Here is a 22,461-nt window from a genome sequence, read left to right on the forward strand (position 1 = left end):
CGATCCGTCTTCGGCGAACAAATGAACGCATGTCGCTCCATTTAACCTGCCTCCAACGTAGCTCACTGCCTCGCCTCAGGATTGGATCTCGCTGTCTATGAAGCATGTGAAATCCCAGTGATGGGCCCCGCGGCGCAGTCAATAGATAATGTCCCATAGCGGGACTGCCGATCGAGCGGGTGACTCGACTCGAAGTTACGCTTTGTGTTAAAGCCTGCCTACAAACTTACAAAGCGGGTCGCATCGTTTTTGTTACAGGGAGCGTGACCATGCGCAAAATTGCATTTCTAATTGCTTCAGCCGCGTTGTTCAGCGCCGCTGCTCCGGCTTCGGCCGCTGTTACGATTTGCCTGGGGGGCGGCTGTTCCGCCCAGCCTGATTCAAATGTCCTCATAAACAGTGGCGCTCCGGGAACATCGGTAACGGGAACTTTGAATAACGCTCCTGGCACTGTAACTTTCTCATCGACCGAACAGCTGATCGGACTTGCAAATGGGCAAGCGAGAGTTGCGGCCGTCGACGGCGTGCTGAACAATCCGCTAACATTTGCTATTGATAGCGGACTTATCAGCGCGCTCGAATTTAACATCGACGCTCTGTCGAACGGAAATGTATTTTTCACGTTCGCTGGCGGCGACAGCGACGGCGTGGTGACGTCGCCGTTTGCGCTCGATAAGAACGGAAGCAATTTTTACAATGCTTTCAACGGTACATTCTCCAGCGTTACGATGTCATTTGGCAATGGCGCTACGGTGTCCGATGTTTCGCAGTTCCGGCTAAACGCCTCCCCCGCAGTTGCTGCCGTTCCTGAACCGGCGACGTGGGCGATGATGATGTTTGGCTTCGCTGGTGCGGGCTTCGCAATGCGCCGCCGGAAAAAAGATACTCGTCTCTCGATTGCTTAACCGAAAGAACGATCTCTGATAAAGAGGCCGCGCTTCACTGGCGCGGCCTCTTTGCATTCAGCTCGCGCACCACCAAACCAAATGGTCGAGATGCCCGACGGGCATCAGATGTCTTCGCAAGAAGTTACCATGTCGTCTTCAAAATAGCTCAAAAGCCCATCCGCGATGCCTTGACGGCTTCCGCATGGAGACGGAGCGTGCGGGATGCGGCGAAACGATGAAACGTCTATCGCAACCTTTTCCTCGAGATTTTGCGAGGATCGATAGCACGAATTAGGCCGCCATCTCATCCTCGGAAACGTGCGCATCTCGCACGTCTCACTTCGCCCGATAATCCGCCGCGTCGCAACTCAATTCCTTCCGGCATGGGAGCTGTCCGAAAATAGCATCTCACTGTTCAGCCATGACGATCTTTGGGATGGGGATGATCCTAGCCATTTTGCTGAGGTTCTGGACTGCGGCCGCGAGGTAGATGTCGTCGCAGGCGCCAGTGGGGCCGCGCAATCGAGCTCGGCGAACCGAACAATCCGTTTTACCGGCTCGATGGCTGCCGCCATTAATCTATTGCCCTAATTTCGCGTAACACCGAAGCCTGCCGAAAAGCCCGCTCAGCTGCCGCGATCCAATGTTCGGGTCGTTACGTCAGTTAGCGCGGACGCAAGGTTCATCGGCTTCTGTCGATTCCATTTTCCAATATGGAACACTTTGGTAGCACCTAAAGGCGAATTAGAGTTCGGCGGGGCCTTAACGCGAGATGCGCATCCTGTTATACTTTGACATCATCCGGATGCGTAAAAAGGGAGCGGATCCCGCGCCGATGAAATATCAACATACACACAGCATTTCCACCACACGGCTCTCACATAAATGCCACGGTGATAGAGCACTGCGTTTCAAAGCGGAGTCAACGCTCGTAGATGGGGCATCATGACCGTCATTGCCTATATTGAAAGAGTCGCTGAACCTAGCAGAGAGCGCTGCGAGACCCGCATGCGTTTTCCAGGTACAAAAGCTAAGGACGGTGAGATTGAAGTCACCGTACATAATATCTCTGAATGGGGTCTCGTGCTGGAGGGCGACGCGCCATTTGAACTAGGAAATCCTGTTGACGTTAAACTTCCACATAGCGGCGCCGCGAGAGCCCATGTCGCCTGGGTCAGCGGCCGTTTAGCGGGATTTGATTTCGCAATCCCGATATCCCGGATTTCATTAGGTGCAGCACGCCTGCAAGCTGCTGTGGCAGTGGGACCGGGCGCTGCCGCCGCAACAGCGCGACATAGGGAAAGTTTCGGTCTTCGCGTGCAGCGACTTCGCCTGGCTAAAACCATGACCCAGAGAGAGCTAGCCAGACTGATGGGTGTTAGCGACGCCGCAGTTTGCGGTTGGGAGTTGAACAGGACACGCCCTAAACCGCTACGTATGACTGCGCTGGCGCACCTCTTGGATGTCAGCCTAGCCGAATTGCTGGGTCGGCCCGAAGAGAATAATTTGCTCGCCCAGATCGCGAACGCTCGCGAAATCATCGCCAACACTGCTCGCGTCAGCGAAAGTCGCGTCAGAATTCAAATCGACCACTGATATCGGGTTTAGAAGACTGTGTTGTTCGCGCGAGACTGCACTCTGAAGCACCTATGAGGATTCTAGCCATTTTACCCCTAGGCAATCAAATAGAACTGCCTTTTAATGCGACGATCCGCTGTGGACCGTTAGAGAGTAGCTCCGGTCGCCCTTCGATTAAGCGCCAGCTTGCACACTTTCGATATTCAATATAAGTATCACCATGTAAATACTTTAATATTCTTCAGAAAATGCAACAGGACAAGTTCACCGATGAGTCCGTTTATACTTAGCCTGATTTCGGGAATCTTCCTCGCCTCTATTTATAGAATGGCGAGACACAAAGATATTTTTCCAAAGGCATCTTCTGAAAACGTCTACGCCGCGTGGTTAAAAATGGTCATCGTCATATCTGTCCCCATAGCGATCATTTGGATAGCCGAGCGCGCCGTACAGTCGTTTCCAGACTAAATTTTCTTCACACGTACTCCTCGCCGCGGAGTACGTGTGACGCTCCACCAACGATAGCGCTTCCGGAGCCAGGAGCAAGCCGGTGCCGCCGGAGCGGCTGAAGCGCCGCAGGGGATTCCGGACGAAGCTCGCATGCGCCCTGCCGCCAACCCGCCAACCCGCCAACCCGCCAACCACGATTTAGCGGGCATAACCGTCCATGACTAAGGCCAGATAAACGAAGCCTGCATATGTCGCGACAGTGATAATGACCTGCCGGAGCACGTTGGACGCCGGCGATAAGGCGTTTGGTTGCTCCGGGTGCCGCTAAGGCGCGATCATCTACCGCGGAACTAGGCCGGGATCCGTAGCGTTTCTCGCTTGGGTCGTCAGTCGCTTCGCCATGATGTTCCAATACCTCTCGTAGCGAAAAGTGGAGAGATGAGCGAAAGCCACTGTAGCGGCAAAAAGTAGCGGGCGCTTGGCATATTTGATCAGAGCGTCGCCCGAGCCGAGCCAGGTATTTGCGAATATCCCGTGGAACACGTACAGCGCGTAAGACGTCTGAGCCGTGTAAACAACGGCGCGCCATTGACAAATCTGCCGCAGCCACAACGGCGCGTTGTACAAAGATGCTCCGATCATCAGGGCTGAGATATAAGGTCTCAAAAAAGGGAGGAAGCCCGTTCGCAGGTCGGCACTGGCAAACAGAAGCGGTGCCAATAAAAACAAATTGAAATGGGCAACAAATTTTCGAGCGCGGTCCCCAAACCAACCTTCATAAATGAGCGCTAGCGTCGCACCGGCAAGTATCTCGTCGGCGCGAAACCAGCTCACAATGGACATGGGCTCATGCCAGTATAGCCGTGCACAGGTGATTGCGACACAGGCTAGCGGGATAGCAAATAGTGCGCGTTTGCCGCCGATCGCGACCAGCATGGCGATCGACAGATAGAATTGCACCTCCAGACAAAGGCTCCAAAAATGGCTGCCTGGACCGACGAGAAAGAACGGAGGCAGATTTGCATAGAATAGAAGATTTCCAGCAATTTTTTCGAGGCTCGCGTCGCCAGCCACAAGAAATGCGAGAAACATGCCAAGCCAGCCCAGGGGCACAATTCGCATTAGCCTGCGCACGAGGAAGCGTCGAATATCTCCGTCCTCGATCAGGAAACGCGTTATCAGGAAACCTGACAGTGTGAAGAACATCACCATACCAGTGGCCGCCGTGGGAGCGTTGAAGGCCCACTGACTAGGGCCGACTGGAAGAAGATGCCCGACCAGCACAAGCGTAATGCTGAGCGCTCTCCATCCATCCAGCAGTGGTAAGTGCCTTAGTGGCGCAACGTTCTGGGTCGACTGCATCGACACGACGCTAAGCCGTTTTAGAACTATGTCTAGCAGCTTAAGCGCCGCTCCGGAACGCGCGCCCAGCTCCGCGGAATTAGCCTGCTGTCTCATATCTCTTTGTCCCGTCACAGCGCGAGCGCGCGGAGGGGGCCGACAAATGTGCGCCGATCAAATTGGAGGCGACACGATCAGTGCAGGGAGCTCCCGCCAATCCCCGCAGACAACTTTCCAACCATTGCGCATCCACTCCCGCGCAATTTTGTCTCACAAATCGGTTCTGTGGGCTCCGGCGCACATGTTGACCCCATATCGCTGCGCATTCTCGTAGTGGCGACGATTTCGCCCCGGCATTGAGCCATCAAACCTCGATGAAAATCCGGATCTTGTTTGGGCTGGCGCCCGTCGCGCGCGCGATTTTTTCACGTCCTTGGCTTATCAATTCCTCGGACGGATCCGTAGAGAGGTCTACGAGAAGTTGAGCCACCGGAACTCCGAGCAAAGCCGCGAGAGATGTAAGCCGGTCATGCTTCGGCCGTGCCCGCCCAGACTCCCAGCCTGAAATCGATGGACCACTTACCCCCAAATCGGCTGCGACCCGAGCCTGGCTTAGCCCTTTCGCAATTCGCAACCGCTTCAGGTTCGCTCCAAAACGGGCGTCAGAGGAAACAACGCCAATTCCCTCCGGACCCGCTAAACCTAGGTCGGGATCGTCGCCGACCGCCGCGCTCTGCAACTGAGCCGCACTCAGCGCTGCCGATGAAATCGGCGCTTCGAACTGACAGCCGAACAGCTTGCCGCTTGTCCAGACAATGTTCGTCGCGACTGCACCCGCATGCGGAAGTTCGACTTCGATTCGATCATCAACGGCAAGCTCAGCATCACACTCGATGAGCATGCCGCTCATTGAAATATTATGGATGAGCACTTTGATATCGGCGCCCTTTGAGCGGGCGCCTTGGGCGTTGAGATGAAGTCTCCGCCGTGCAGTGCGTCGTTTGCGACCGTTTGCCAGCGCATCCAGATATGCCGAAATAGCCATATTCCGCTTAGTCGGACCTTACGGTTAAAAAAACCTTACCCAGAACGAGTTTGCGCTCCCGATTGATCCGCCGATCTCGCGCCCCGACTCGAGCCACTCTGCCGTGGAACCGTGGCCGCCACTCCGTTTTCTCGATGCAGATTCAGTTCTACAAATTAACACATTATAACATCGATCCACCTTCCAGGCGGCTCAGCTGAGATTACGTTGGAGGGCCCCATCCTCTCCGGCCCAATGGGCGATGCAGGCCGATCCGGCTTTTCCCTGCCAATCGCCTACAATTTTGCACCGTTTCTCTAGCATTTTTCGGGTTCCATATCTTGATGGCATCGCCGACGAGAGACGCTATCGGAGCCGTACTGCTCGGATGGTCCACTAAGGCTGTGCCTGATCGGGACGCACAGATCGTCACCTCGAAACAAAAATCTTCACTCGTTGTAATATATCGGCTAACCAACTGTCATGGCAGCGATTACGACATTCCTGGGCTCGAGACTTCGCGTGGGCGCTATGGCTATCGCCTTGCTCCTACTTGCAATCATGTCGATCACGATCCCTGCGTTCGGTGGCGACGGTGGAGCTCTGCTCGCTCAAACCACGGATGTGCTGAACCGCTTTGTCGATCGCTCGCCCGGCGAGCGTGATGAAACGAACCTGCTCAAAGGCAAGGAACGCAAAGAGAAATCGCTCGCGGACCGGCTCTTCGGCCGCCGTGTCAATGACGGCGAACCCGATCAACGCGCGCTTGGCAAAATATTCGATACCCCGCCCGAAGATTCGATCAAGGAGCTCCTCCCCGATCCGCCAGGCCCGCTCGCGTTAGGCGAGCCCGTGCCATCCGGCCTTTTGCCTGTTGGCGATATCGGCGCTCCCGGCGGCGGAACTCCTTCTGGCTTTCCTGGCGGAATTAGCACGGTCGCGCCTTCCGGACCGGGAGGAATTCCGGGCGGACCTAACCCGGGCAATCCCACGCCTGGCGGCCCGACAGACCCCGGGGGAGAGCCGCCCGTAGCGGCTGTTCCTGAGCCGGGAACATGGGCCCTGATGTTGATCGGTTTTGGTTTCTGCGGTGCCGTTCTTCGGCGGCGTAGGAAGCCCGTTCCTGCGGGATCGCCGAGCAACCCGCTATGCGAACTAGCCTGATCGTCGCATTTCTAATCGTGCCTGCTGCAATTGCAGGTGCGTTTGTTGGAAATGACGTCTCGACTCCTGGGCTGATTGCCCCCTCGGTGACAGTCGGCAAGGAGCGAATCCCTTCCTCAGCGCCGTCGCTGCAACTAGGCCGAGAAACGCTCTCGCCCGCGGAGCTGAACATGGCAGTAAGGGCCGGCTTGCTTCCGCTTGGGACCAAGTCGCTGCTGAAGACGGAAGGGGCCATGCGACACGGTGAATTCAAATGGAATGAAGATGGCGTCCCGGCCGGCGAGCTGAAGGTCTGGGTGGATCTTCGGACCCAGATGATTTCCGTCTTTCGTGGCGGCCATGAAATCGGGACGGCAGTAGTCGTCTATGGTGCTGAGAGCATGGAATCCCCGACTGGGAGGTTTCCAATTCTTACAAAAAGTCGCGACTATCATTCGCGCGCCTATGATGCCCCGATGCCCTACTCGATGTTTATAAACAACACAGGCGTCGCCTTGCATGGAAGCCCGATGTCGAGCCGACGAGCCACTCACGGGTGCGTCGGTTTGCCGGTCGAATTCGCTCGCCTCCTTTTCAGCGCTGCCAAGATCGGCGACGTCGTTCAGATCGTTCGATCTGACGCCACTTCTACGCCGGCGAGCCGGCCCACCGTCAAATCCTAATAGCGCTTTAACCATATTACACCACTCCGCCTTAGTGCTTCCGAAGTTACCATTCCTCTGCATCTTGGGGAATTGGTATGCAACGGCTCAACAAAACGGCGAGGAAACTCGCTTTTCTTGCAGTCGCGATGGCGCTGCTTAGTGGAGCTCAGCCAAGGCTGGGCGGTCTTAATGATCGGCTACTCGACAGTCATAACCGCGAACGCGCCAGCGTAGGGGTTCCCGCGCTGAGCTGGAGCCCGGACTTGGCGCAGCGGGCGCAGGCTTGGGCGGACCATCTCTCGGAAACAGGAAAATTTGAGCATTCCCCGAACATTCCCGGTCGTCCATTGGAGGGCGAGAATATCTGGGGCGGCACACCGGGCGCTTTTCGACCAGAAACCATGGTTGACCTCTGGATCTCGGAAAAGAAGCATTTTGTTCGCGGCGTTTTTCCGGCGAACAGCCAGACTGGACGACCACAGGACGTTTCTCATTATACTCAGCTCATATGGGCTCGCTCAGGCGCGGTCGGTTGCGGCTTAAGTGATAAGGGCGGCGAGGAGATCCTTGTCTGTCGATACAGCGAGCCGGGAAATGTGAGAGGCCGTGACCCGTTCGGGCAGGACTTGCAGAAGTCACTCGCCATCGCCCGGACCGGTCAGTCGAGCCTCAGGCTGCCCTTAGCGGTATCGGCGGCAGGTTTTGCGGGCGCCGCATCGGCCCTGATCGAGGGCAATGGCCCAGGTGCCGGAAGGACCGGTTTATCGCCATCGGCCAGCGCGCCAGCCGCTTCGTCCGCAGCGATCCGCGATTTTGACGGCAGCACGCCCGTCAGAGGTTCAGGCATCACTGGGTTCATTTCGAAATCCTCGGTTCCGACGATCTGCGGCTGGTCGTCCAGCAATTGTTCCTGGCTCACTGACTGATTGAAAGCGGCGCGTCGCCCCCATCCTCCGGACCACCGATAAAAAATATGATGGTCGACTTGCGCAATTTTTGCAAGTGACGGGGCCCAGTACGGTACGACATAATCCGCGTGATAGTGGGTTGCCATTCCGACGCTGCGCTCGACATATCCCGACAGTGCCGCAAGGGCGATACGCCTTGCAGCATCCCACCCTGCGCGCGACGGCTTCCGCGCGAGGCTTCCGTCACAGGTGAAAGTGAACTGGCATCCTGTTCGCCGTTCCGAGCCTTGATAGACCACCCCACAAATGCTGTCTGGAAAGGCGGGATGGCGCGCTCGATTCAAAATTACTTGGGCGACGCTACGCTTGCCCGTCTCGGACTCTTGCGCCGCCTCATAGTAAATTGCCGCAGTCAGGCAGTCCATCGCCGACCGGCGCTCCGCGAAGGCAGACGCATTGAGCGGCACCACGAGCGGCGGCGCACTCTCGATCGGCGCCATCGAGAAAGGCAATGAAGCGTTTTCGGCAACTGCGGCGTCGGGCGAAAGCGGCTTATAGTCTTGGGGCGCCACAGTCGGCGGCACTTGTTTAGCTGCCTCCGCCCGCTTGCGAATGTCCGCCGGCGTCAATCTCCCGTGCCCGGCACCCTCCGCAAGCAGCCACCAGAAGGCAAACACAAGCCCGAGCGCCGCGACGGAAACCGCCAGGACGCCCAAAGCTTGGCGACGGTCCCGCCGTTTTTGGTTTGCTGTATGGTCCATCTTATCCGGGGCTGTTCCAAACACGGAAAAAAACGCTGCTATGCCAAAGCAAGTCCGCGGTCCATAGTCGCTCGACGGCCCGGCATAATTGTCCCGCCGTGAAACGTTTTACAACATCAGCGACATTGGCATGAAGACCAGTTTCGTCTATTCGGACTTACATTCTTCAATAATCGAGTAGTTAATGGCCACTGCCGCCGACGCCAAGATCATGTCAGACATGCCGGGGCCCGCCTCCCGAGCGATTCCGCTCGGATCGATCGCGTTGGCGCTCGGCGTTGCCTTGTTCTGCATTCCGACGATGATGTTCGTGGTGCGTCAGTCCTGGACGGGCGAAGAAGGGGCGCATGGTCCGATCGTCCTCGTGACCGGGCTGTGGCTGCTCTTTCGCCAGTGGAAAGAGACCAAGGAGATAGCGACTCCTGCGCCATCGACCTCCGTGTGGGTCCTCCTAGCCATCCTCGTCCCTCTAGAGATATTTGCGCGCATCACCCAGATCGTCGAACTTGAAGGCTATCTGATGTACTTCACGTTGCTCGTGGTGCTCTATAGTCTAGTCGGCCTGGAAGTGATGAAGCGCCTCTGGTTTCCGCTATTCTATCTCGCCTTCATATTCCCCCCGCCGGACACCTTTGTGGCAGTCGTCACGGTTCCGATGAAGATGTGGCTTTCTGAAGCGGCGATCTGGTTTTTGAGCCTGCTCGGCTACCCGATCGGCGGCGAAGGCGTCAGAATCTATATTGGCCAGTATGAGTTGCTCGTTGCAGCGGCATGTTCCGGGATCAACTCAATCATATCGCTTTCGGCGATCTCACTTTTCTATATTTACATGCGTCACCAAGCGCGTTGGCAATATGCCTTGTTGCTCGTCCTCTTCATCATTCCCGTGGCCTTGGTCGCGAATTTCTTTCGCGTCCTCATCCTGATTCTGCTGACATATCATGCCGGCGAAGCCGCCGCTCAGGGGTTTCTGCATAATTTTGCTGGGATCTTGATGTTCGGGATAGCGCTAATTTCGATTTTCGCTCTCGATACATTGCTGAAGCCCGTCTGGGACCGTTATGTCGGCAAAACGGAAAGGGCCGCTGCATGAGTGAAGACGCACGCTTGTCCGCGCCCAAGCTCTCCCGGCGTAACATGCTTTTGGGCGCGGTTCTCGCTGGCGCCTCCGGGTTCGCATATGCGCGACAGCCGGCGATCGCTCATCCCGTAGTTCCTGAGAAGGATTTTGAGAGTTGGGTTCCGTCCGCGTTTGGGGACTGGAAAACGGTGTCGCAAAGTGGCGTTGTTCTCCCGCCACCTGATACGCTGCGCGACCGCCTTTACGATAATCTGGTGACCCGCGTCTATGTAGCGCCCAACCTTCCAGCCGTGATGCTACTCCTTGCCTACAACAATGCGCAGGATGGCGTGCTTCAGGTTCACCGCCCCGAAGTCTGTTATCCTGTCGGCGGCTTCGAACTCAGCGCCACTCGGGACATCACGCTTAATGGGGCCGGTCAGGTCGTTCCAGCCAACATGTTCACCGCCTCGGCGCCCGGTCGCGTCGAACAGGTTGCCTATTTCACCCGGCTCGGAACTGCGTATCCGCGAAAGTGGATAGAGCAACGCGTAGCTGTCATGCGCGCCAATCTGGCGGGAGAAGTCCCCGACGGTATGATGATGCGGGTCTCCGCCTTGGGTATTGACCAGCGACAGGCGGAGCCACTCCTGGCAGGTTTCTCAAGCCAATTTATCGAAAGCTCGAACCCACGGATGCAGCGCTTGCTCCTGGGACAAGACCCAAGAGGATAAGGCAATGAACCGGACAATCAGCTTCACCTGCGCATTGGTCGCACTTTCGCTCTCGGCGTGCGACAAGGAAGCGACCGGACAGGTCGCGGCCGTCGTCAATGGGGAAGAAATTACCCTTCAGGAAATCAATGCCGAACTGGGCAGCACTCCGATCCCGGAAGGTATCGATAAGAAGGTCGTACAACAGGCTGCCCTCCAGAGGATCGTCGAACGGCGACTGCTCGCCCAGGCCGCGCGAGACGACGAACTCGACAAGACCTCTGATTATCTTCTGCGGGAACGCCAATTGCGCGACGCGCTTCTGGTCCAGCTCATGGGTCAGCGCGCTGAACGCGCTCTGAAAGTCCCTGGCGAGCAAGAAATCGACAAGTTCATTGCGGAAAATCCCGTGATGTTCTCTGAGCGGAAGATATTGACTGTCGATCGGATTCAGTTCGCGATGCCGAAGAATGTGGACCAGCTGAAGGCGCTCGAGAGCGATCATTCGATGGAGGCCGTCGCAGCTCGCCTCAAACAGAGGGGGATAGAGTTTCGCCGGGATACGACGCAGATAGATTCCGCTGCGCTCGGTCAGCAACGTCTACAACAGATTCGCGCTTTGCCCGCGGGTGAACCATTTGTGGTTCCGGAGAATGGCGTCGTCACGGTTGGCGTCGTGACCGGCGAGCGAGCCGAGCCTATTCCCGCCGCGAATGCGCGTCCGCTCGCCGTCCAGGCTCTTCGCAACAAGCAGTTGAGCGAGACGATGCAGCAGCGGCTGAAACAAAGCCGGACCAGTGCGGAAATTCAGTATCAGCCCGGCTTCGCCCCGGCGGCTCCAAAGGGTAGCCCGACCAAAAAATGAGACCTGGGGAGTGCTCCACAGGTGGAGATTTCAGGACGGTCGGATCTAAGGGCGGCTACCCTGCCCCCTCGCCTGTTGCCCGCGACATTAACGCTCTGCTTCAAAACGAGCGCCTGCCGTAAGCGGTTGGACAGCCGACGGGTTGCGATCGTTCATGCGGGCCCGGTGCAACAGCGGTAGCGGCCAACGGAGTATGGAACAGATATGAGACTGTTATTCGCACTACCAGGCTTCCACCGCTACGATCGCGGCGCGGAGGTCGCCCTCCTATCAGTAGCCGATGCGCTCGCACGCGATGGTGAGGACGTCACGGTTATGGGCTCTGGCGACGACCGACCAGACGTCGCGTATAAATTTAGGCATGTGCCAGCGATACGACGCGAACGCTTTGAGCGCTTCCCTCAATTGCCGCCATTCCGCAGCGAGACAGCTTGGGAGGATGCCAGTTTTGCACCGGGGTTGCTCGCGGTTTACGCGCCCGCCGCTTACGATGCAGTCGTAACCTGCTCCTTTCCGTTCACGCATTGGGCGTTAAGACGCCCTTCGGCTGCGAAGCCCTTGCAGATTTTCGTCACCCAGAACGGGGACTGGCCGGCCTTTGCATCGAATTCCGAATATCGCACCTTTGCGTGCGACGGTCTCGTGTGCACCAATCCCGATTATTTGACTCGCAATCAGCAGCAATGGAATTGCGCGCTGATACCGAATGGTGCCGACCTATCGCGGTTTCACCCTGGCCCTGCTGATCGTGCTCGTTTTGGCCTTCCGGCGGATCGGCCGATCATCTTGATGGTCAGCGCCTTCATAGCGACCAAGCGGGTGATGGACGCCATTCGCGCGGTCGCAAAACTCGATGATGCCTTTCTTGTTGTCGCTGGCGATGGCCCTCTTCGTGACGAAGGCCAGGCCCTCGCTGACGCGCTCCTTCCTGGCCGCTTCAAGCGGCTCAGCCTGGCTGCGGCGGATATGCCAATGCTCTACCGCTCGGCCGATGCGTTTCTGCACATGTCTCTGCTGGAATCATTCGGCAATGTCTTCATCGAAGCTTGGGCGAGCGGACTGCCGGTGGTCGGTCACGACAGCGACCGACTACGCTGGATTCTTGGCGCGGGCGCTGAATTTCTATGCGACACGGAAAATCAGCCCGCGCTTGTCAACATGTTGCGCGCCGCGCTGGCTCGTGGGTCACTACGCGGCGCCCACCCTGACGGCATCGACCGCTTTTCCTGGCCTACCATTGCAGATCAGTACCGCGATTTCATTGGAAATCTTCTCACCCGGCGAGCGTCAGTTCGCTAGCTGCCTAAAATAGTCGATGGTCTTTACCAAGCCTTCGCGCAACGCGATCGACGGCTCCCAATCCAGCTCTGCACGGGCAAGCGATATGTCAGGCTTGCGCTGGGTCGGATCATCCGAAGGCAAGGGCCGCTGTACCAGTTGCGACCGCGCGCCCGTCATCTCGATGACCAACTCGGCAAGTTCTCGAATCGTGAATTCTACAGGATTGCCGATATTCACAGGTCCTGTGAAACCATCGCGAGAGTCCATGAGCCGCAAAAGCCCTTCGACGAGATCATCGACATAACAGAAGCTTCGGGTCTGCGAACCATCTCCGAAGATGGTGATGTCCTCACCACGTAATGCCTGCATCACGAAGTTGGAAACCACGCGGCCGTCGGACGGGTGCATTCGCGGGCCATACGTATTGAAGATGCGCGCGACCTTCACGTCAATTCCATGCTGCCTGTGATAATCGAAAAACAGCGTCTCGGCACAGCGCTTGCCCTCGTCGTAACAGCTGCGCAAACCGATCGGATTGACGTTGCCCCAATAGCTTTCCGTCTGCGGATGCTGCGTCGGATCCCCATAGACTTCGCTCGTGGAAGCCTGGAGAATTGGAACTTTAATTCGCTTAGCCAAGCCAAGCATATTGATTGAGCCGATGACCGAAACTTTCGTCGTCTGCACCGGATCATGCTGATAATGGATTGGCGAGGCCGGGCACGCCAAATTGAAAATTGCATCGACTTCCACAAAAAGTGGGAGGCAGACATCATGGCGAAGAAATTCGAACCGGGGATGCCCGAGCAGATGGGCAATATTTGCCTTTGCGCCAGTGAACAGATTATCGACGCACAGCACCTCGTCGCCCGCGGCGATCAATCGGTCGATAAGATGCGATCCGACAAACCCTGCGCCGCCGGTAACCAGCACCCTGCGAGCCGAGAAATATTCGCGCGCCATTGTGAAAACCCCCTAAATGTTCGCAGCCTTCCTAGACTCCGAGCAGGTGAATGCATAGGGACGATGTTAAATGAGGAGCAATTTGAGACAGCTGCGGGCGACATTCTTACGGATGGAGCAACCCGGTGAAAGGTTAGCATCCCAATGATCGTGTCTCTGGCGTGGCTCGTAATGCTGCCTCTTACCTTTTCGCTGGTCTATCTGGGTACCGAATTGGCTTTCGGACTCCGTCCGCTCCCAGATGAAGGCTGGACAGGTTTCGATAGGCCGAGACGGATTGCCATCCTGATCCCCGCGCACAACGAGAGCGGGGGGATAACCGAGACCGTCAGCGCACTAAAGGTGACAGCGCCGACAGCAGAGATATTGGTCGTCGCTGACAATTGCGATGATGATACCGCAGAGCTTGCGCGGCAAGCGGGCGCGACGGTCGCCGTACGGGACGACCCGGACCGTCGCGGAAAAGGTTTTGCTCTGGCGTTCGGGCGCGATGTTCTTGAGCAAGCTCCGCCGGAAGCTGTGATTATCATCGACGCGGACTGCCGCCTCGCTCATGGCAGCGCGGAGAGGCTCGCCTTGCGCACGCTAGTGCATGGGCGGCCCGTGCAAGCTTCCAACTTGCTGACCTCCGATCAAGCGTCGCCGCTTGTCGCCGTTTCGAATTTTGCGATGCTCGTCAAGAATCTTGTGCGCGCCCGCGGACTGAAGCGGCTGGGCGGCGGCGCGATGCTCTTCGGAACCGGCATGGCTTTCTGCTGGCCGCTCTTCGCTCGGCTCCCGCTCGCGACCGGAGACGCAGTCGAAGACCTCAGCCTCGGTTTGTGGCTCGCCCGACAGGGGGTTCCCGTCGACCTTGATGATCGCGCCCAGGTCACGAGCAGCGCAGCGCCGATCGATAGCAGCCGCGCACAGCGCAGCCGTTGGGAGCATGGTTTCTTGCGCACGGCGGCGACCAAAGGCCTGCCGCTGTTGTTAGAGGGTCTTGTTAAACCTTCACGGAACCTGACGACATTGGGAGCCCATCTGCTTGTTCCGCCGCTAGCGCTCCTCATGCTTTTGTCTGGCACCGGTCTGGCGATTGCGGCAGCAGTCGGCTTCTCGACGGGCCACTGGATACCGCTCACAGTTGGCGGAAGCGCATTTGCCTTCTCCGGCGTGATGCTTCTTGTCAGTTGGTGGTATTACGGAAGGGCAGTGCTGCCCTTTGCAGACCTCCTGCGCATACCCTTATACATAATCTGGAAGATCCCGATCTATATCGGTTTCTTCACTCGTAACCAGAAAGACTGGAACCGGACACAGCGCTGAGGCGAGCAGACTTTTCCCGCCGCCAGCGCCGCCAAATCACAAATATTTCAGGACCGTCGATAAGGTAACGGCGCCACAGTCGGCGGGGTTCACTCAATAGTCTGAAGAGCCATTCCAAGCTTGCACGTTGCATCCAAAGCGGCGCGCGCGTTTTCGCTCCGGTGAGAAACGCGAGCGACGCGCCAACGCAAAGGGCAACACCCCGCGCGCGGCCGCGTTCGAGTATTTCAGAGCAAACAAGTTCGCTCTGGGGAGCTCCAATCACGAAGAAGACTACATCAGCGCGGCTGGCTTCGACAAATTCGGCGATTGCGATGCGCGCTTTTTCGTTGTGGCGAACACCCATAGGCGGCTGGTGAAATTGCCAATCAAAACGTGGATAACGCAAGGCAATGTCGCGATGAAATTGAGGATCGCCTCCGACAACAGCAATCTTTCCTGACGGGATCACCTCCTCGAGCAAATCCCGAGTTAGATCGCTTCCACGCACAAGCGGGAGGTCCAAGCCGGACCATGATGCCAACCGCTGCAGAATACGGCTGTCGCAAACACATAGCGTCGCATGTTCGTAGCTGGCGATTTTCTGCGGGTTGTCCGACCTAAACAACTGCACGATATGATCGACATTGGGCGTGACGACGTAGGAGAAGGCCTCACTGTCAGCAAGATCGAGGATGCGCGCCGCCACCGCCGCCGCCGACCAGCGATCGAACATCAAACCCAAGAACTCGCAGCGCAACGCGCCTTCGCCCGTCATCGCGTAACGATCCGGCCGAAAAGGCCATTGGGAGGCGCCTGACCAGGCAGAAGATCGACACCATAAAGAGTCGCTGCGTTAGCGATACCCTTCCGCGCCTCGGAAGTGCATACTTGCTTCAATTGCGTGCAAACATCATTATAAAGTCTCCAGCCACTCAGAAGCGCGGGCGCTGCGCGCGTCAAGCGCCGAGAAACCGCAAGTGCTTCGCGTTCCTGCCCTGTCCTTAACAACCAGTCAACATATGCCTTATTAATGCGTGCGTTCTGAGAATTCTCCTTCACGCCCTGTCGCCATAGACGGCGCGCATTCTCGAAATCGTCACGACGTTCGTAAATGCGCGCGGCCAGCGCCCAAGCCCGTTCTTGGGTAGGGCATTGGGTCACAGCGACCTGTGCCGACCTCAGTGCTCCTGACAGATCGTTTTTTTGCAGCTGCGCCTCGGCCTGCACGGTCAGCGCCAGGCAATGGGTCTTGTCCTTGTCCAGAACCTGCCCGGCCAGCCCGATCGCTTCTTCCCAGCGGCCTTCCCGCGCTGCGATACTCGCCTCCAAAGCCGAACGGTCTTCTCCGCTGAACCCGTCAAGCAGGATGCGCGCGCTCGCGGCTTTCGCGCGATCTATGAGGAATTCCGCCAGAGCCAGCCTAGCCGGCTTTGCCCCGGTCTGGCTTACGAGAGCCACATTTTTATCCTCCGGTCCGTCGGGGGCATATTCGCGCATCACCGCCAAGACCGCCGGGAGCTGCTTCACCGGCAATTTCGGATCGGCAAGCAAACCCGTGACCAGCCTCAGAGCTTCTTGCGGGCGTCCGTCCTTGAATGCGAAATTTGCTTCGTCGAGCTGCACGTCCCGATTGTCGGCCGCAAGCGTCTGCAAGAGGGCGAACTGGCTTCGCATTCCCGGCGCATCGCGCATGATGCGGTATATCTCCAGCCTGGTCATGACCACCCCGACGGTTTCGGGCTTCGAGGCGCCATAGGCGGCCAAGACCCTAAGCGCGCTGGCCGGTTCACCTTTTCGAACGGCTACGCGCGCCTTTAAAATGACCCCGCCTTCGTTGTTCGGATCGCGGGAAAGAATTTTATCGGCGTAGCCGTCCGCCTCGGCGAACCGATTGCGGATTACCGCATGAAGACCGCGCATCAAGAGGGCCTGCGGATCATCCGGGGTCAGCGACAGGATCGCATCGGTTGCCTCGAGAGATTCGCGCAGATTTCCAGTCTGCAGGCCCAGTTGCGAAACCGCCTGCAGCGCCTCGATGTTCGTGGGATCGAGCGACATGGCATTGCTGTACGCGTCATAGGCACCGGGCACGGAGCCGGCGGCCATTTCAATTCGCCCGCGGAGAATGTGAAACTGCGGCTCATCGTCGCGCATCGCTATGGCATCATTGATTGCAAGGCGGGCCTCCCCGAAACGGCGCTGTTCCAAGAGTGACTGTGCCTGCAACGCCTCCTCGGCCGCAGCAGCGTCAGAGCGCCCGCATGCGGCAAGCGCCGCTGAAAATGTTAAGGCACACGCAAGTATCAATGTCCCATGACGGGGCGCTTTCGGATTGATTTGACCCATCATAAGCCGGAATTCCGAGGGTTAATGAGGTAGCCAAAGACCATGGGTCACCTTATAAAGATCAACGTTTAACTGTCGACCGCTCACTGAGGTAATTCCCGAATGATAAGAATTTTGCTTTCCAGCGGGATAGCCGCAGCGATGGCCGTGCTGTCGGTCGTCCATGCGCAAACGCTCGAGGCGGCTCCGCCTCGACCAAATCTCGCTGCGACGGGCGGCGCCACGGCGACCTCTACGGCCTCCACATACCGTATCAACGCGGGGGACGAGCTGGAGATTTACGTCTGGGGCGAAGAGCGACTACAGCGCAAGGTAAAGGTTCTTCCCGACGGGACGATGGCCTTCCCGCTGGTTGGCCAGATTAAGGTCCAAGGCTTTCTGCCTTCCGAAGTGGAAGGGCTGATCACCAACGGGTTGAGCGCTCAATATGTTGGAGCGGTGCCGCAGGTCACGGTTTCGGTCGTCGCTGCCGCTGGAATGCAATTTTCGGTCATGGGGCGGGTGAAATCGCCGGGAACATTCTCGCCGGGACGTTATATTAATGTTCTCGAAGCCTTGAGCATGGCAGGGGGGCCGGCGGAGTTCGCAAACCTCGACAATGTGTTGATCATTCGCAAGTCGAACGAGCAGCTGACTACATTGAATGTTCGCCTCGCCCCGTTATTCAAGGCCGGCGTTGACGAGAAAGACGTGGCGCGCGCCAATATTCTGCGCATTGAAACCGGCGACACGGTCATCGTGCGCTGATGAATGGGGGAATCGTCCGATGAAGAAGCTTGCTTCTTCCTTGATTGCGGGGATTTTGGCCTGCCAAGCACATATTGCTCTTGCTCAGTCTGAGCCCGAGGCGACGCTTGAAGTTTCGATTGGCGGTGGTGTTTCCACCAACCCTTACCTCTATAGCGACGCGGAAACTGCCGGTTCGGTGACCCTCAGTGTGTCTCCATCCATTATCTATGCGGACGAAGTGGGCGAGACCAGACTCGGGGGAAATCTCCGTGTCTCGCAATATAGCAATCGATACGGAAGCGATCTCGCCGCGCGCTTGGAGGCTTCGACGCGACGCATGCTCGACGAGTTGACAAGCGTTAGCATCTCTTCGTCCGTTCAGACGTCGCGGTCGGCGATTCAGGACGGACTGAATTTTGACAATATTGCAACGCCCGGCTCTGGCCCTCTCCAACCACCCGAGATTCCTCTTCTTGACACTACGATCGCAGGCACACGCGCCCGCGTCACCCATGTAAGCACAAGCCTCGGAATATCTCGAGCTCTGGATGAACTTAGCTCTGCCAATGCGAGCATAGCACTGAGCGGAACCTATATTGGCGGCGGTATCGGCTTCGATTATCGAAATGCCTCTGCCCAGCTGGGCTACGAGCGCAAATTGTCAGAGCGCACGTCGGTTACCCTGGGGTCGCAGTTCGGCGTCGTCGACTATCTTGGCAGGCGCACGGGAGACAGCGTGATCGTCTCGCCGCGCATCGGCGTCAGACAGCAATTGAGTGATCGCCTTAGTTTTATGGCCGATGCAGGTATTTCCTATGTCGACACTGACATCGGGGCAGGCTTCCACAGCAAATCCATATCATTTGCAGGTAGCATCGGCGTTTGTGATCGCGGACCTAATCAGAATATTTGCTTTTCGGCAGGCCGCAGCGCGCAACCGACGGCCCTTGGCGGGGTATCAACGGTCACAACAGCGTCCTTGAGCTACGACACACAGCTCTCTGCGACTAATCGTATCGCCCTTTCCGCGCGGTATGGCCGGACGAACCAGGATGGCCGCGGGCTTCCTCTCTCAAGGGTGACCGACCTGATAGGCGCGCTCGCTACCTACACACATGAGCTGAGTGACCGCGTCGCCTTGACGGTTACGCCCAGCTACTCGAAGATTTACGACGATCTCCAGAAACGCGACGCAAACTTTGCGCTGATGATCGGATTGACCGTCATTTTTGGAAAGCAGCGCTAGTGGAGGATTCGATGTTTGACGCGCCGCTCGATGACGAGCCGGCTGGCGGAAATTTTATTCAGCAATTGCCGGTGATCTTATGGCAGCGGCGTTGGTTCATTATCATACCAACGATCATTGGCATTGTTGGTGCCCTCGCTGCGATTTTACTCGTTCCACCCGTATATCGGTCAAACGCGATCATGCTGGTCGAGTCACCTCAACTGCCCAAGGAAGTCCTGGGGACAGATACGGCAAACCTCATCGATCGGCGGATCGCAGCAATCCGCCAGCAGATCACGGCACGTCCAGACCTCATTCAGCTGATCGAACGGCACGGACTTTACGCGAGTGAGCGGAAGAGCACCCCATTATCCGAAGTGATTTCCGACATGCGGTCGTCCATCACGCTTACACCATCGGAAGCTTCGGCGCCGGCCGCGGGCGGGGCCGAAAACCGGACGATCGCGTTTGAACTCGCGTTTGAGTATTCGCAGCCTGCACAAACGCAGGCCGTCACGCAGGAACTCATGGACCGCGTTTTGCAGCTCGATGCGCGTGGCAATGCCGAGCAGGCCACCAATACCGTGCAATTTCTGACCGACCAGTCGGCCGACCTCGAGACTCAAATTTCGGCGTTGCAGTCACAAATCAGCGAAATCAACGCCCGCAATGGCAGCGTCCTGTCCGGGGGCGGAATGATCATGGGAGGGAGCGGCGGAAGCTATGATGTGCAGATCGCGGCGCTCCAGCGGGACAATCAGTTGCTCATACAGCAGCGCAGTCTGGCGCAGACCAGCGACGAACGCGATCCGATCGTGTCTGCTGCAGAACAACGGCTGGCTGGAGCGCGTTCGGTCTACGCCGAAACCCATCCGGACGTTGTCATGGCAAAGCAGGCGCTCGCTGAAGCAAAGCGTCTGGCCAAAGATAACAGCAAAAAAATACCCGTTAACACACTGGACGAGCAAATCGCTTTTAACAATTCCCAGATCGCGGCTTTGCGAAGCGCCAAGGCCGGCGAGACGGCGCAGGTCAACTCCCAGCTCGCTGCGCGTGCACGCGCGCCCCTCGTGCAGCAGCAGCTTGGCGAGTTGCAACAGCGCCTCACGGCGGTGAATGCACAATATGAGCAAGTTCAAAATCAGCTGATGAGCGCACGGGCGGGCGTGCGGGCGGAAGATGAGCAGATGTCGGAGCGTTTGTCGGTGGTCGAACCGCCCGTGATCCCTGATCAGCCGAGCTGGCCCAACAGGCTGCTTCTAGGGGCCATCGGAATCGGTGGCGGCATCGGACTCGGATTTCTCCTGGCTCTGGCTGTCGAGCTCATTCTTCGTCCTATTCGCGATCCGTCTGCGTTGAAAGCCATCCTCGGATCGCCTCCGCTTGGCATCATTCCGATGATCGAGCCCGTTCGCGCCCGACCCACCGGCTGGAAACGTTTTCTCCCCTTCCGAGGCACGCGTTGATGTGCCCTTATTGTCTAAGGTTGATCCATGGTTGACGCCAATCCGCCCTCCCCTGGCGATTTGGTCATCTTGAAGCTGGCAGATCTGGCGAGCTTTACGCCGGCAATCTCGGAGATCAAGAAACACCGTATCGTCGGATTCGACAGTCGCGACGCGCGCGCGCGCCCGTTCAATTTGCTGCGCACAAGCTTCGCAAAAAAACTCAAGGAAGATGGTCATCGGTTGGTCGGCATCACGTCGGCAACCCCGGCGGCTGGCAAATCCTTTCTGTCGATGAACTTGGCCAGCTCTCTCGCTCGGGTCATTGAAGAGCCGGTGTTTCTTGTGGACCTTGATATTCGCAGAGCGTCTCTTGCGGAGGAGATCGGGCTCGTACCAGAGCGCGGTATCGAGAGTTTCCTCGAAGGCGACATTACCGATCTGACCGAGATCGGCCACCGGATCGAAGGCACGAACCTCGGCCTGTTTCCGGCCGTTCGACGGACGAGCAATACTGCGGAGCTGCTGGCAAGCGACCGCTTCACACAGATGATCGAAGTTCTGCGCGGCCGCTGCGAAGCATCGACAATCCTGTTTGATCTCCCGCCCGCCTTCGCAAGTGACGATGCCATGATCAGCCTGTCGCACCTCGATGGGTTTATTCTCGTCGTCGATGCAGGCAAGACGACGCGAAGGCACGTCACGGATGTATTGAGCATGCTGTCCCCGACGCCGTGTCTGGGGACCATACTCAACCGGTACAGCGGCGGCTTGGGCGACAGTTACGGCTACGGCTACGGGGGCCCCGATTATGGAAAATATTACAATCTAAAGGATCCCGCCGCCTGATAGCGGCATCCTGCGGCGCGCATCCTCACCATCGCAGATGGTCGGACATCTGTGCGGAACAATTCGAGCGAACTATGGCCCGTCAACCCTTTCAGAATAATGTGGCTTAAGGATTTCGATGTCTCTTCTTCCTCTCCACTCTCTTTGGGTCGGGCCGCGGCTAAATTATCTTGAGCGGCTGTGCCTCGCGTCCGCAAAAGCGATGGGGCACGAATTCACGCTCTGGAGCTACGATCCTAAGTCGCTTACGGGCGTTCCTCCTGGAACCACGGTCCGCGACGCATCCGAGGTCATGCCGCAGGAACGATTACTGCGCTATCGCGATAGCGGGTCGGTCGCCCTGGGCGCAAATCTGTGGCGCATCGAGCTCCTCGCGAAGGGCCTTGGCTGCTGGGTCGATATGGATTTCATCTTTTTGCAGCCTCTCGAGCATGACGCGAGCTACGTTTTTGGTCTCGAATATGAAGGGTGGATCAACAATGCGGTCATTTACGCGCCCGCAGATTCGGCCCTGGTCAGCGACCTGCAATCCATACCTCGCCCTAATATGGTCCCGCCCTGGTATGGGCCGAGGAATCGACTGAAATTTCTTTGGCGCCGCTGGCGCGAAGGCCCGATCGAGCTTGAGGACTATCCTTGGGGAACATTTAGCGCCGGTCTCCTGACCTACGCGATCAAACAAAATAAACTAATGGCCGACGCCCGCTCTCCCGATGTGTTTTATCCGGTTCGATACAAGGATGCCTTGTGTCTTTACGAACCGGCCGAGGTGGTCAAAGCGATGCTGACAGAAAAAACGCTCGCGGTTCATATGTGGCACTCGCGCTTGCAAGGTCTGCGCGATGCGCCGCCAGCGCCGGGGACCTTCATTGATGAGATGTGCTTGCGGTTTGAGGTCGATACGGACGATAGCAGCTATGCTCGATAACCGGCGA

General features: G+C 57.5%; 20 protein-coding genes and 1 pseudogene. 15 read left to right on the forward strand and 6 right to left on the reverse strand.

Features of this window, described 5'->3' with window-relative positions; genetic code table 11:
- Positions 1-269 precede the first annotated feature (269 nt).
- Together ASD73_RS22475 and ASD73_RS22480 are read left to right on the forward strand one after the other, a co-directional pair.
- Complete coding sequence (locus ASD73_RS22475) at positions 270-905, forward strand: PEPxxWA-CTERM sorting domain-containing protein (protein ID WP_082521690.1); 636 nt, start codon at positions 270-272, stop codon at positions 903-905.
- Between the two features lie 927 nt (positions 906-1,832).
- The gene (locus ASD73_RS22480) at positions 1,833-2,483 is read left to right on the forward strand and encodes a helix-turn-helix domain-containing protein (protein ID WP_082521691.1); all 651 of its coding nucleotides are present in this window, start codon (positions 1,833-1,835) and stop codon (positions 2,481-2,483) included.
- Positions 2,484-3,254: 771 nt separating this feature from the next.
- Here ASD73_RS22480 and ASD73_RS19550 read toward each other — a convergent pair.
- Entirely contained in the window at positions 3,255-4,277 is a 1,023-nt protein-coding gene (locus tag ASD73_RS19550; RefSeq protein ID WP_162248174.1) for an acyltransferase family protein, read from the reverse strand.
- 343 nt (positions 4,278-4,620) lie between these two features.
- Positions 4,621-5,301, reverse strand: coding sequence for a helix-turn-helix domain-containing protein (locus ASD73_RS19555; protein WP_082521692.1), 681 nt, complete (start codon positions 5,299-5,301; stop codon positions 4,621-4,623).
- Between the two features lie 540 nt (positions 5,302-5,841).
- On the opposite strand from ASD73_RS19555, the gene ASD73_RS22485 reads away from it, so the two are divergent.
- The 3 genes and pseudogenes from ASD73_RS22485 to ASD73_RS23330 all read left to right on the forward strand — a co-directional run.
- The gene (locus ASD73_RS22485; RefSeq protein WP_162256178.1) at positions 5,842-6,444 is read left to right on the forward strand and encodes a PEPxxWA-CTERM sorting domain-containing protein; all 603 of its coding nucleotides are present in this window, start codon (positions 5,842-5,844) and stop codon (positions 6,442-6,444) included.
- A complete protein-coding gene (locus ASD73_RS23325) occupies positions 6,429-7,106 on the forward strand; it encodes a L,D-transpeptidase (protein ID WP_082521693.1) in 678 nt (225 codons plus the stop codon). Before ASD73_RS22485 ends, ASD73_RS23325 begins: the two co-directional genes overlap by 16 nt.
- Positions 7,107-7,234: 128 nt before the next feature.
- Positions 7,235-7,657: pseudogene (locus tag ASD73_RS23330) on the forward strand (CAP domain-containing protein); the annotation flags it as partial.
- An 89-nt stretch (positions 7,658-7,746) separates the two neighbouring features.
- Here ASD73_RS23330 and ASD73_RS23335 read toward each other — a convergent pair.
- Positions 7,747-8,757, reverse strand: a complete 1,011-nt coding sequence (locus tag ASD73_RS23335; protein WP_082521695.1) for a cell wall hydrolase — start codon at positions 8,755-8,757, stop codon at positions 7,747-7,749.
- A 184-nt stretch (positions 8,758-8,941) separates the two neighbouring features.
- On the opposite strand from ASD73_RS23335, the gene xrtV reads away from it, so the two are divergent.
- The 4 genes from xrtV to ASD73_RS19590 all read left to right on the forward strand — a co-directional run bounded on the left by xrtV (position 8,942) and on the right by ASD73_RS19590 (position 12,694).
- Positions 8,942-9,850 carry an exosortase V gene (gene xrtV / locus ASD73_RS19575; protein WP_082521696.1) on the forward strand — a complete coding sequence of 303 codons (909 nt, stop codon included), beginning with the start codon at positions 8,942-8,944 and terminating at the stop codon, positions 9,848-9,850.
- Positions 9,847-10,551, forward strand: coding sequence for an exosortase-associated protein EpsI, V-type (gene epsI / locus ASD73_RS19580; RefSeq protein ID WP_056375087.1), 705 nt, complete (start codon positions 9,847-9,849; stop codon positions 10,549-10,551). Before xrtV ends, epsI begins: the two co-directional genes overlap by 4 nt.
- 4 nt (positions 10,552-10,555) lie before the next feature.
- Positions 10,556-11,395 (forward strand): hypothetical protein, encoded by an 840-nt coding sequence (locus ASD73_RS19585; protein ID WP_056376131.1) that lies wholly within the window; start codon positions 10,556-10,558, stop codon positions 11,393-11,395.
- A gap of 204 nt (positions 11,396-11,599) precedes the next feature.
- On the forward strand, positions 11,600-12,694 hold the full coding sequence (locus ASD73_RS19590) for a glycosyltransferase family 4 protein (protein WP_056375091.1): 1,095 nt from the start codon (positions 11,600-11,602) through the stop codon (positions 12,692-12,694).
- Here the strand turns inward: ASD73_RS19590 and ASD73_RS19595 are convergent.
- Positions 12,683-13,639 carry a UDP-glucuronic acid decarboxylase family protein gene (locus ASD73_RS19595; protein WP_056375093.1) on the reverse strand — a complete coding sequence of 319 codons (957 nt, stop codon included), beginning with the start codon at positions 13,637-13,639 and terminating at the stop codon, positions 12,683-12,685. The two genes, ASD73_RS19590 and ASD73_RS19595, sit on opposite strands and share 12 nt — an antisense overlap.
- A gap of 144 nt (positions 13,640-13,783) precedes the next feature.
- Here ASD73_RS19595 and ASD73_RS19600 point away from each other — a divergent pair, with 144 nt between their 5' ends.
- Positions 13,784-14,947, forward strand: coding sequence for a glycosyltransferase family 2 protein (locus ASD73_RS19600; protein ID WP_056375095.1), 1,164 nt, complete (start codon positions 13,784-13,786; stop codon positions 14,945-14,947).
- Here the strand turns inward: ASD73_RS19600 and ASD73_RS22500 are convergent.
- Together ASD73_RS22500 and ASD73_RS19610 are read right to left on the reverse strand one after the other, a co-directional pair.
- Positions 14,907-15,704 (reverse strand): WecB/TagA/CpsF family glycosyltransferase, encoded by a 798-nt coding sequence (locus ASD73_RS22500; protein WP_082521697.1) that lies wholly within the window; start codon positions 15,702-15,704, stop codon positions 14,907-14,909. The genes ASD73_RS19600 and ASD73_RS22500 overlap by 41 nt on opposite strands.
- A complete protein-coding gene (locus tag ASD73_RS19610) occupies positions 15,701-17,275 on the reverse strand; it encodes a tetratricopeptide repeat protein (RefSeq protein WP_235534611.1) in 1,575 nt (524 codons plus the stop codon). The genes ASD73_RS22500 and ASD73_RS19610 overlap by 4 nt, the downstream gene beginning before the upstream one ends.
- Positions 17,276-17,416: 141 nt before the next feature.
- Between ASD73_RS19610 and ASD73_RS19615 the strand changes: the two genes are divergently transcribed.
- The 5 genes from ASD73_RS19615 to ASD73_RS19635 all read left to right on the forward strand — a co-directional run bounded on the left by ASD73_RS19615 (position 17,417) and on the right by ASD73_RS19635 (position 22,454).
- A complete protein-coding gene (locus ASD73_RS19615) occupies positions 17,417-18,022 on the forward strand; it encodes a polysaccharide biosynthesis/export family protein (RefSeq protein WP_056375102.1) in 606 nt (201 codons plus the stop codon).
- Between the two features lie 19 nt (positions 18,023-18,041).
- On the forward strand, positions 18,042-19,250 hold the full coding sequence (locus ASD73_RS19620; protein ID WP_056375104.1) for a hypothetical protein: 1,209 nt from the start codon (positions 18,042-18,044) through the stop codon (positions 19,248-19,250).
- 11 nt (positions 19,251-19,261) lie between these two features.
- Positions 19,262-20,698, forward strand: coding sequence for a GumC family protein (locus tag ASD73_RS19625; protein ID WP_156377459.1), 1,437 nt, complete (start codon positions 19,262-19,264; stop codon positions 20,696-20,698).
- Between the two features lie 27 nt (positions 20,699-20,725).
- Positions 20,726-21,526, forward strand: coding sequence for a CpsD/CapB family tyrosine-protein kinase (locus ASD73_RS19630; RefSeq protein ID WP_156377460.1), 801 nt, complete (start codon positions 20,726-20,728; stop codon positions 21,524-21,526).
- A gap of 202 nt (positions 21,527-21,728) precedes the next feature.
- Entirely contained in the window at positions 21,729-22,454 is a 726-nt protein-coding gene (locus tag ASD73_RS19635; protein ID WP_056375109.1) for a hypothetical protein, read from the forward strand.
- Positions 22,455-22,461: the final 7 nt, after the last annotated feature.

The sequence above is a fragment of the Sphingopyxis sp. Root154 genome, from assembly GCF_001427105.1.
GTDB lineage: Bacteria > Pseudomonadota > Alphaproteobacteria > Sphingomonadales > Sphingomonadaceae > Sphingopyxis.

Coding starts and splice junctions, on each gene's coding strand:
- ASD73_RS22475 (WP_082521690.1), top strand. CDS start 270: ATGCGCAAAATTGCATTTCTAATTGCTTCAGCCGCGTTGTTCAGCGCC.
- ASD73_RS22480 (WP_082521691.1), top strand. CDS start 1,833: ATGACCGTCATTGCCTATATTGAAAGAGTCGCTGAACCTAGCAGAGAG.
- ASD73_RS19550 (WP_162248174.1), bottom strand. CDS start 4,277: ATGCAGTCGACCCAGAACGTTGCGCCACTAAGGCACTTACCACTGCTG.
- ASD73_RS19555 (WP_082521692.1), bottom strand. CDS start 5,301: ATGGCTATTTCGGCATATCTGGATGCGCTGGCAAACGGTCGCAAACGA.
- ASD73_RS22485 (WP_162256178.1), top strand. CDS start 5,842: ATGTCGATCACGATCCCTGCGTTCGGTGGCGACGGTGGAGCTCTGCTC.
- ASD73_RS23325 (WP_082521693.1), top strand. CDS start 6,429: ATGCGAACTAGCCTGATCGTCGCATTTCTAATCGTGCCTGCTGCAATT.
- ASD73_RS23335 (WP_082521695.1), bottom strand. CDS start 8,757: ATGGACCATACAGCAAACCAAAAACGGCGGGACCGTCGCCAAGCTTTG.
- xrtV (WP_082521696.1), top strand. CDS start 8,942: ATGGCCACTGCCGCCGACGCCAAGATCATGTCAGACATGCCGGGGCCC.
- epsI (WP_056375087.1), top strand. CDS start 9,847: ATGAGTGAAGACGCACGCTTGTCCGCGCCCAAGCTCTCCCGGCGTAAC.
- ASD73_RS19585 (WP_056376131.1), top strand. CDS start 10,556: ATGAACCGGACAATCAGCTTCACCTGCGCATTGGTCGCACTTTCGCTC.
- ASD73_RS19590 (WP_056375091.1), top strand. CDS start 11,600: ATGAGACTGTTATTCGCACTACCAGGCTTCCACCGCTACGATCGCGGC.
- ASD73_RS19595 (WP_056375093.1), bottom strand. CDS start 13,639: ATGGCGCGCGAATATTTCTCGGCTCGCAGGGTGCTGGTTACCGGCGGC.
- ASD73_RS19600 (WP_056375095.1), top strand. CDS start 13,784: ATGATCGTGTCTCTGGCGTGGCTCGTAATGCTGCCTCTTACCTTTTCG.
- ASD73_RS22500 (WP_082521697.1), bottom strand. CDS start 15,704: ATGACGGGCGAAGGCGCGTTGCGCTGCGAGTTCTTGGGTTTGATGTTC.
- ASD73_RS19610 (WP_235534611.1), bottom strand. CDS start 17,275: ATGGGTCAAATCAATCCGAAAGCGCCCCGTCATGGGACATTGATACTT.
- ASD73_RS19615 (WP_056375102.1), top strand. CDS start 17,417: ATGGCCGTGCTGTCGGTCGTCCATGCGCAAACGCTCGAGGCGGCTCCG.
- ASD73_RS19620 (WP_056375104.1), top strand. CDS start 18,042: ATGAAGAAGCTTGCTTCTTCCTTGATTGCGGGGATTTTGGCCTGCCAA.
- ASD73_RS19625 (WP_156377459.1), top strand. CDS start 19,262: ATGTTTGACGCGCCGCTCGATGACGAGCCGGCTGGCGGAAATTTTATT.
- ASD73_RS19630 (WP_156377460.1), top strand. CDS start 20,726: ATGGTTGACGCCAATCCGCCCTCCCCTGGCGATTTGGTCATCTTGAAG.
- ASD73_RS19635 (WP_056375109.1), top strand. CDS start 21,729: ATGGGGCACGAATTCACGCTCTGGAGCTACGATCCTAAGTCGCTTACG.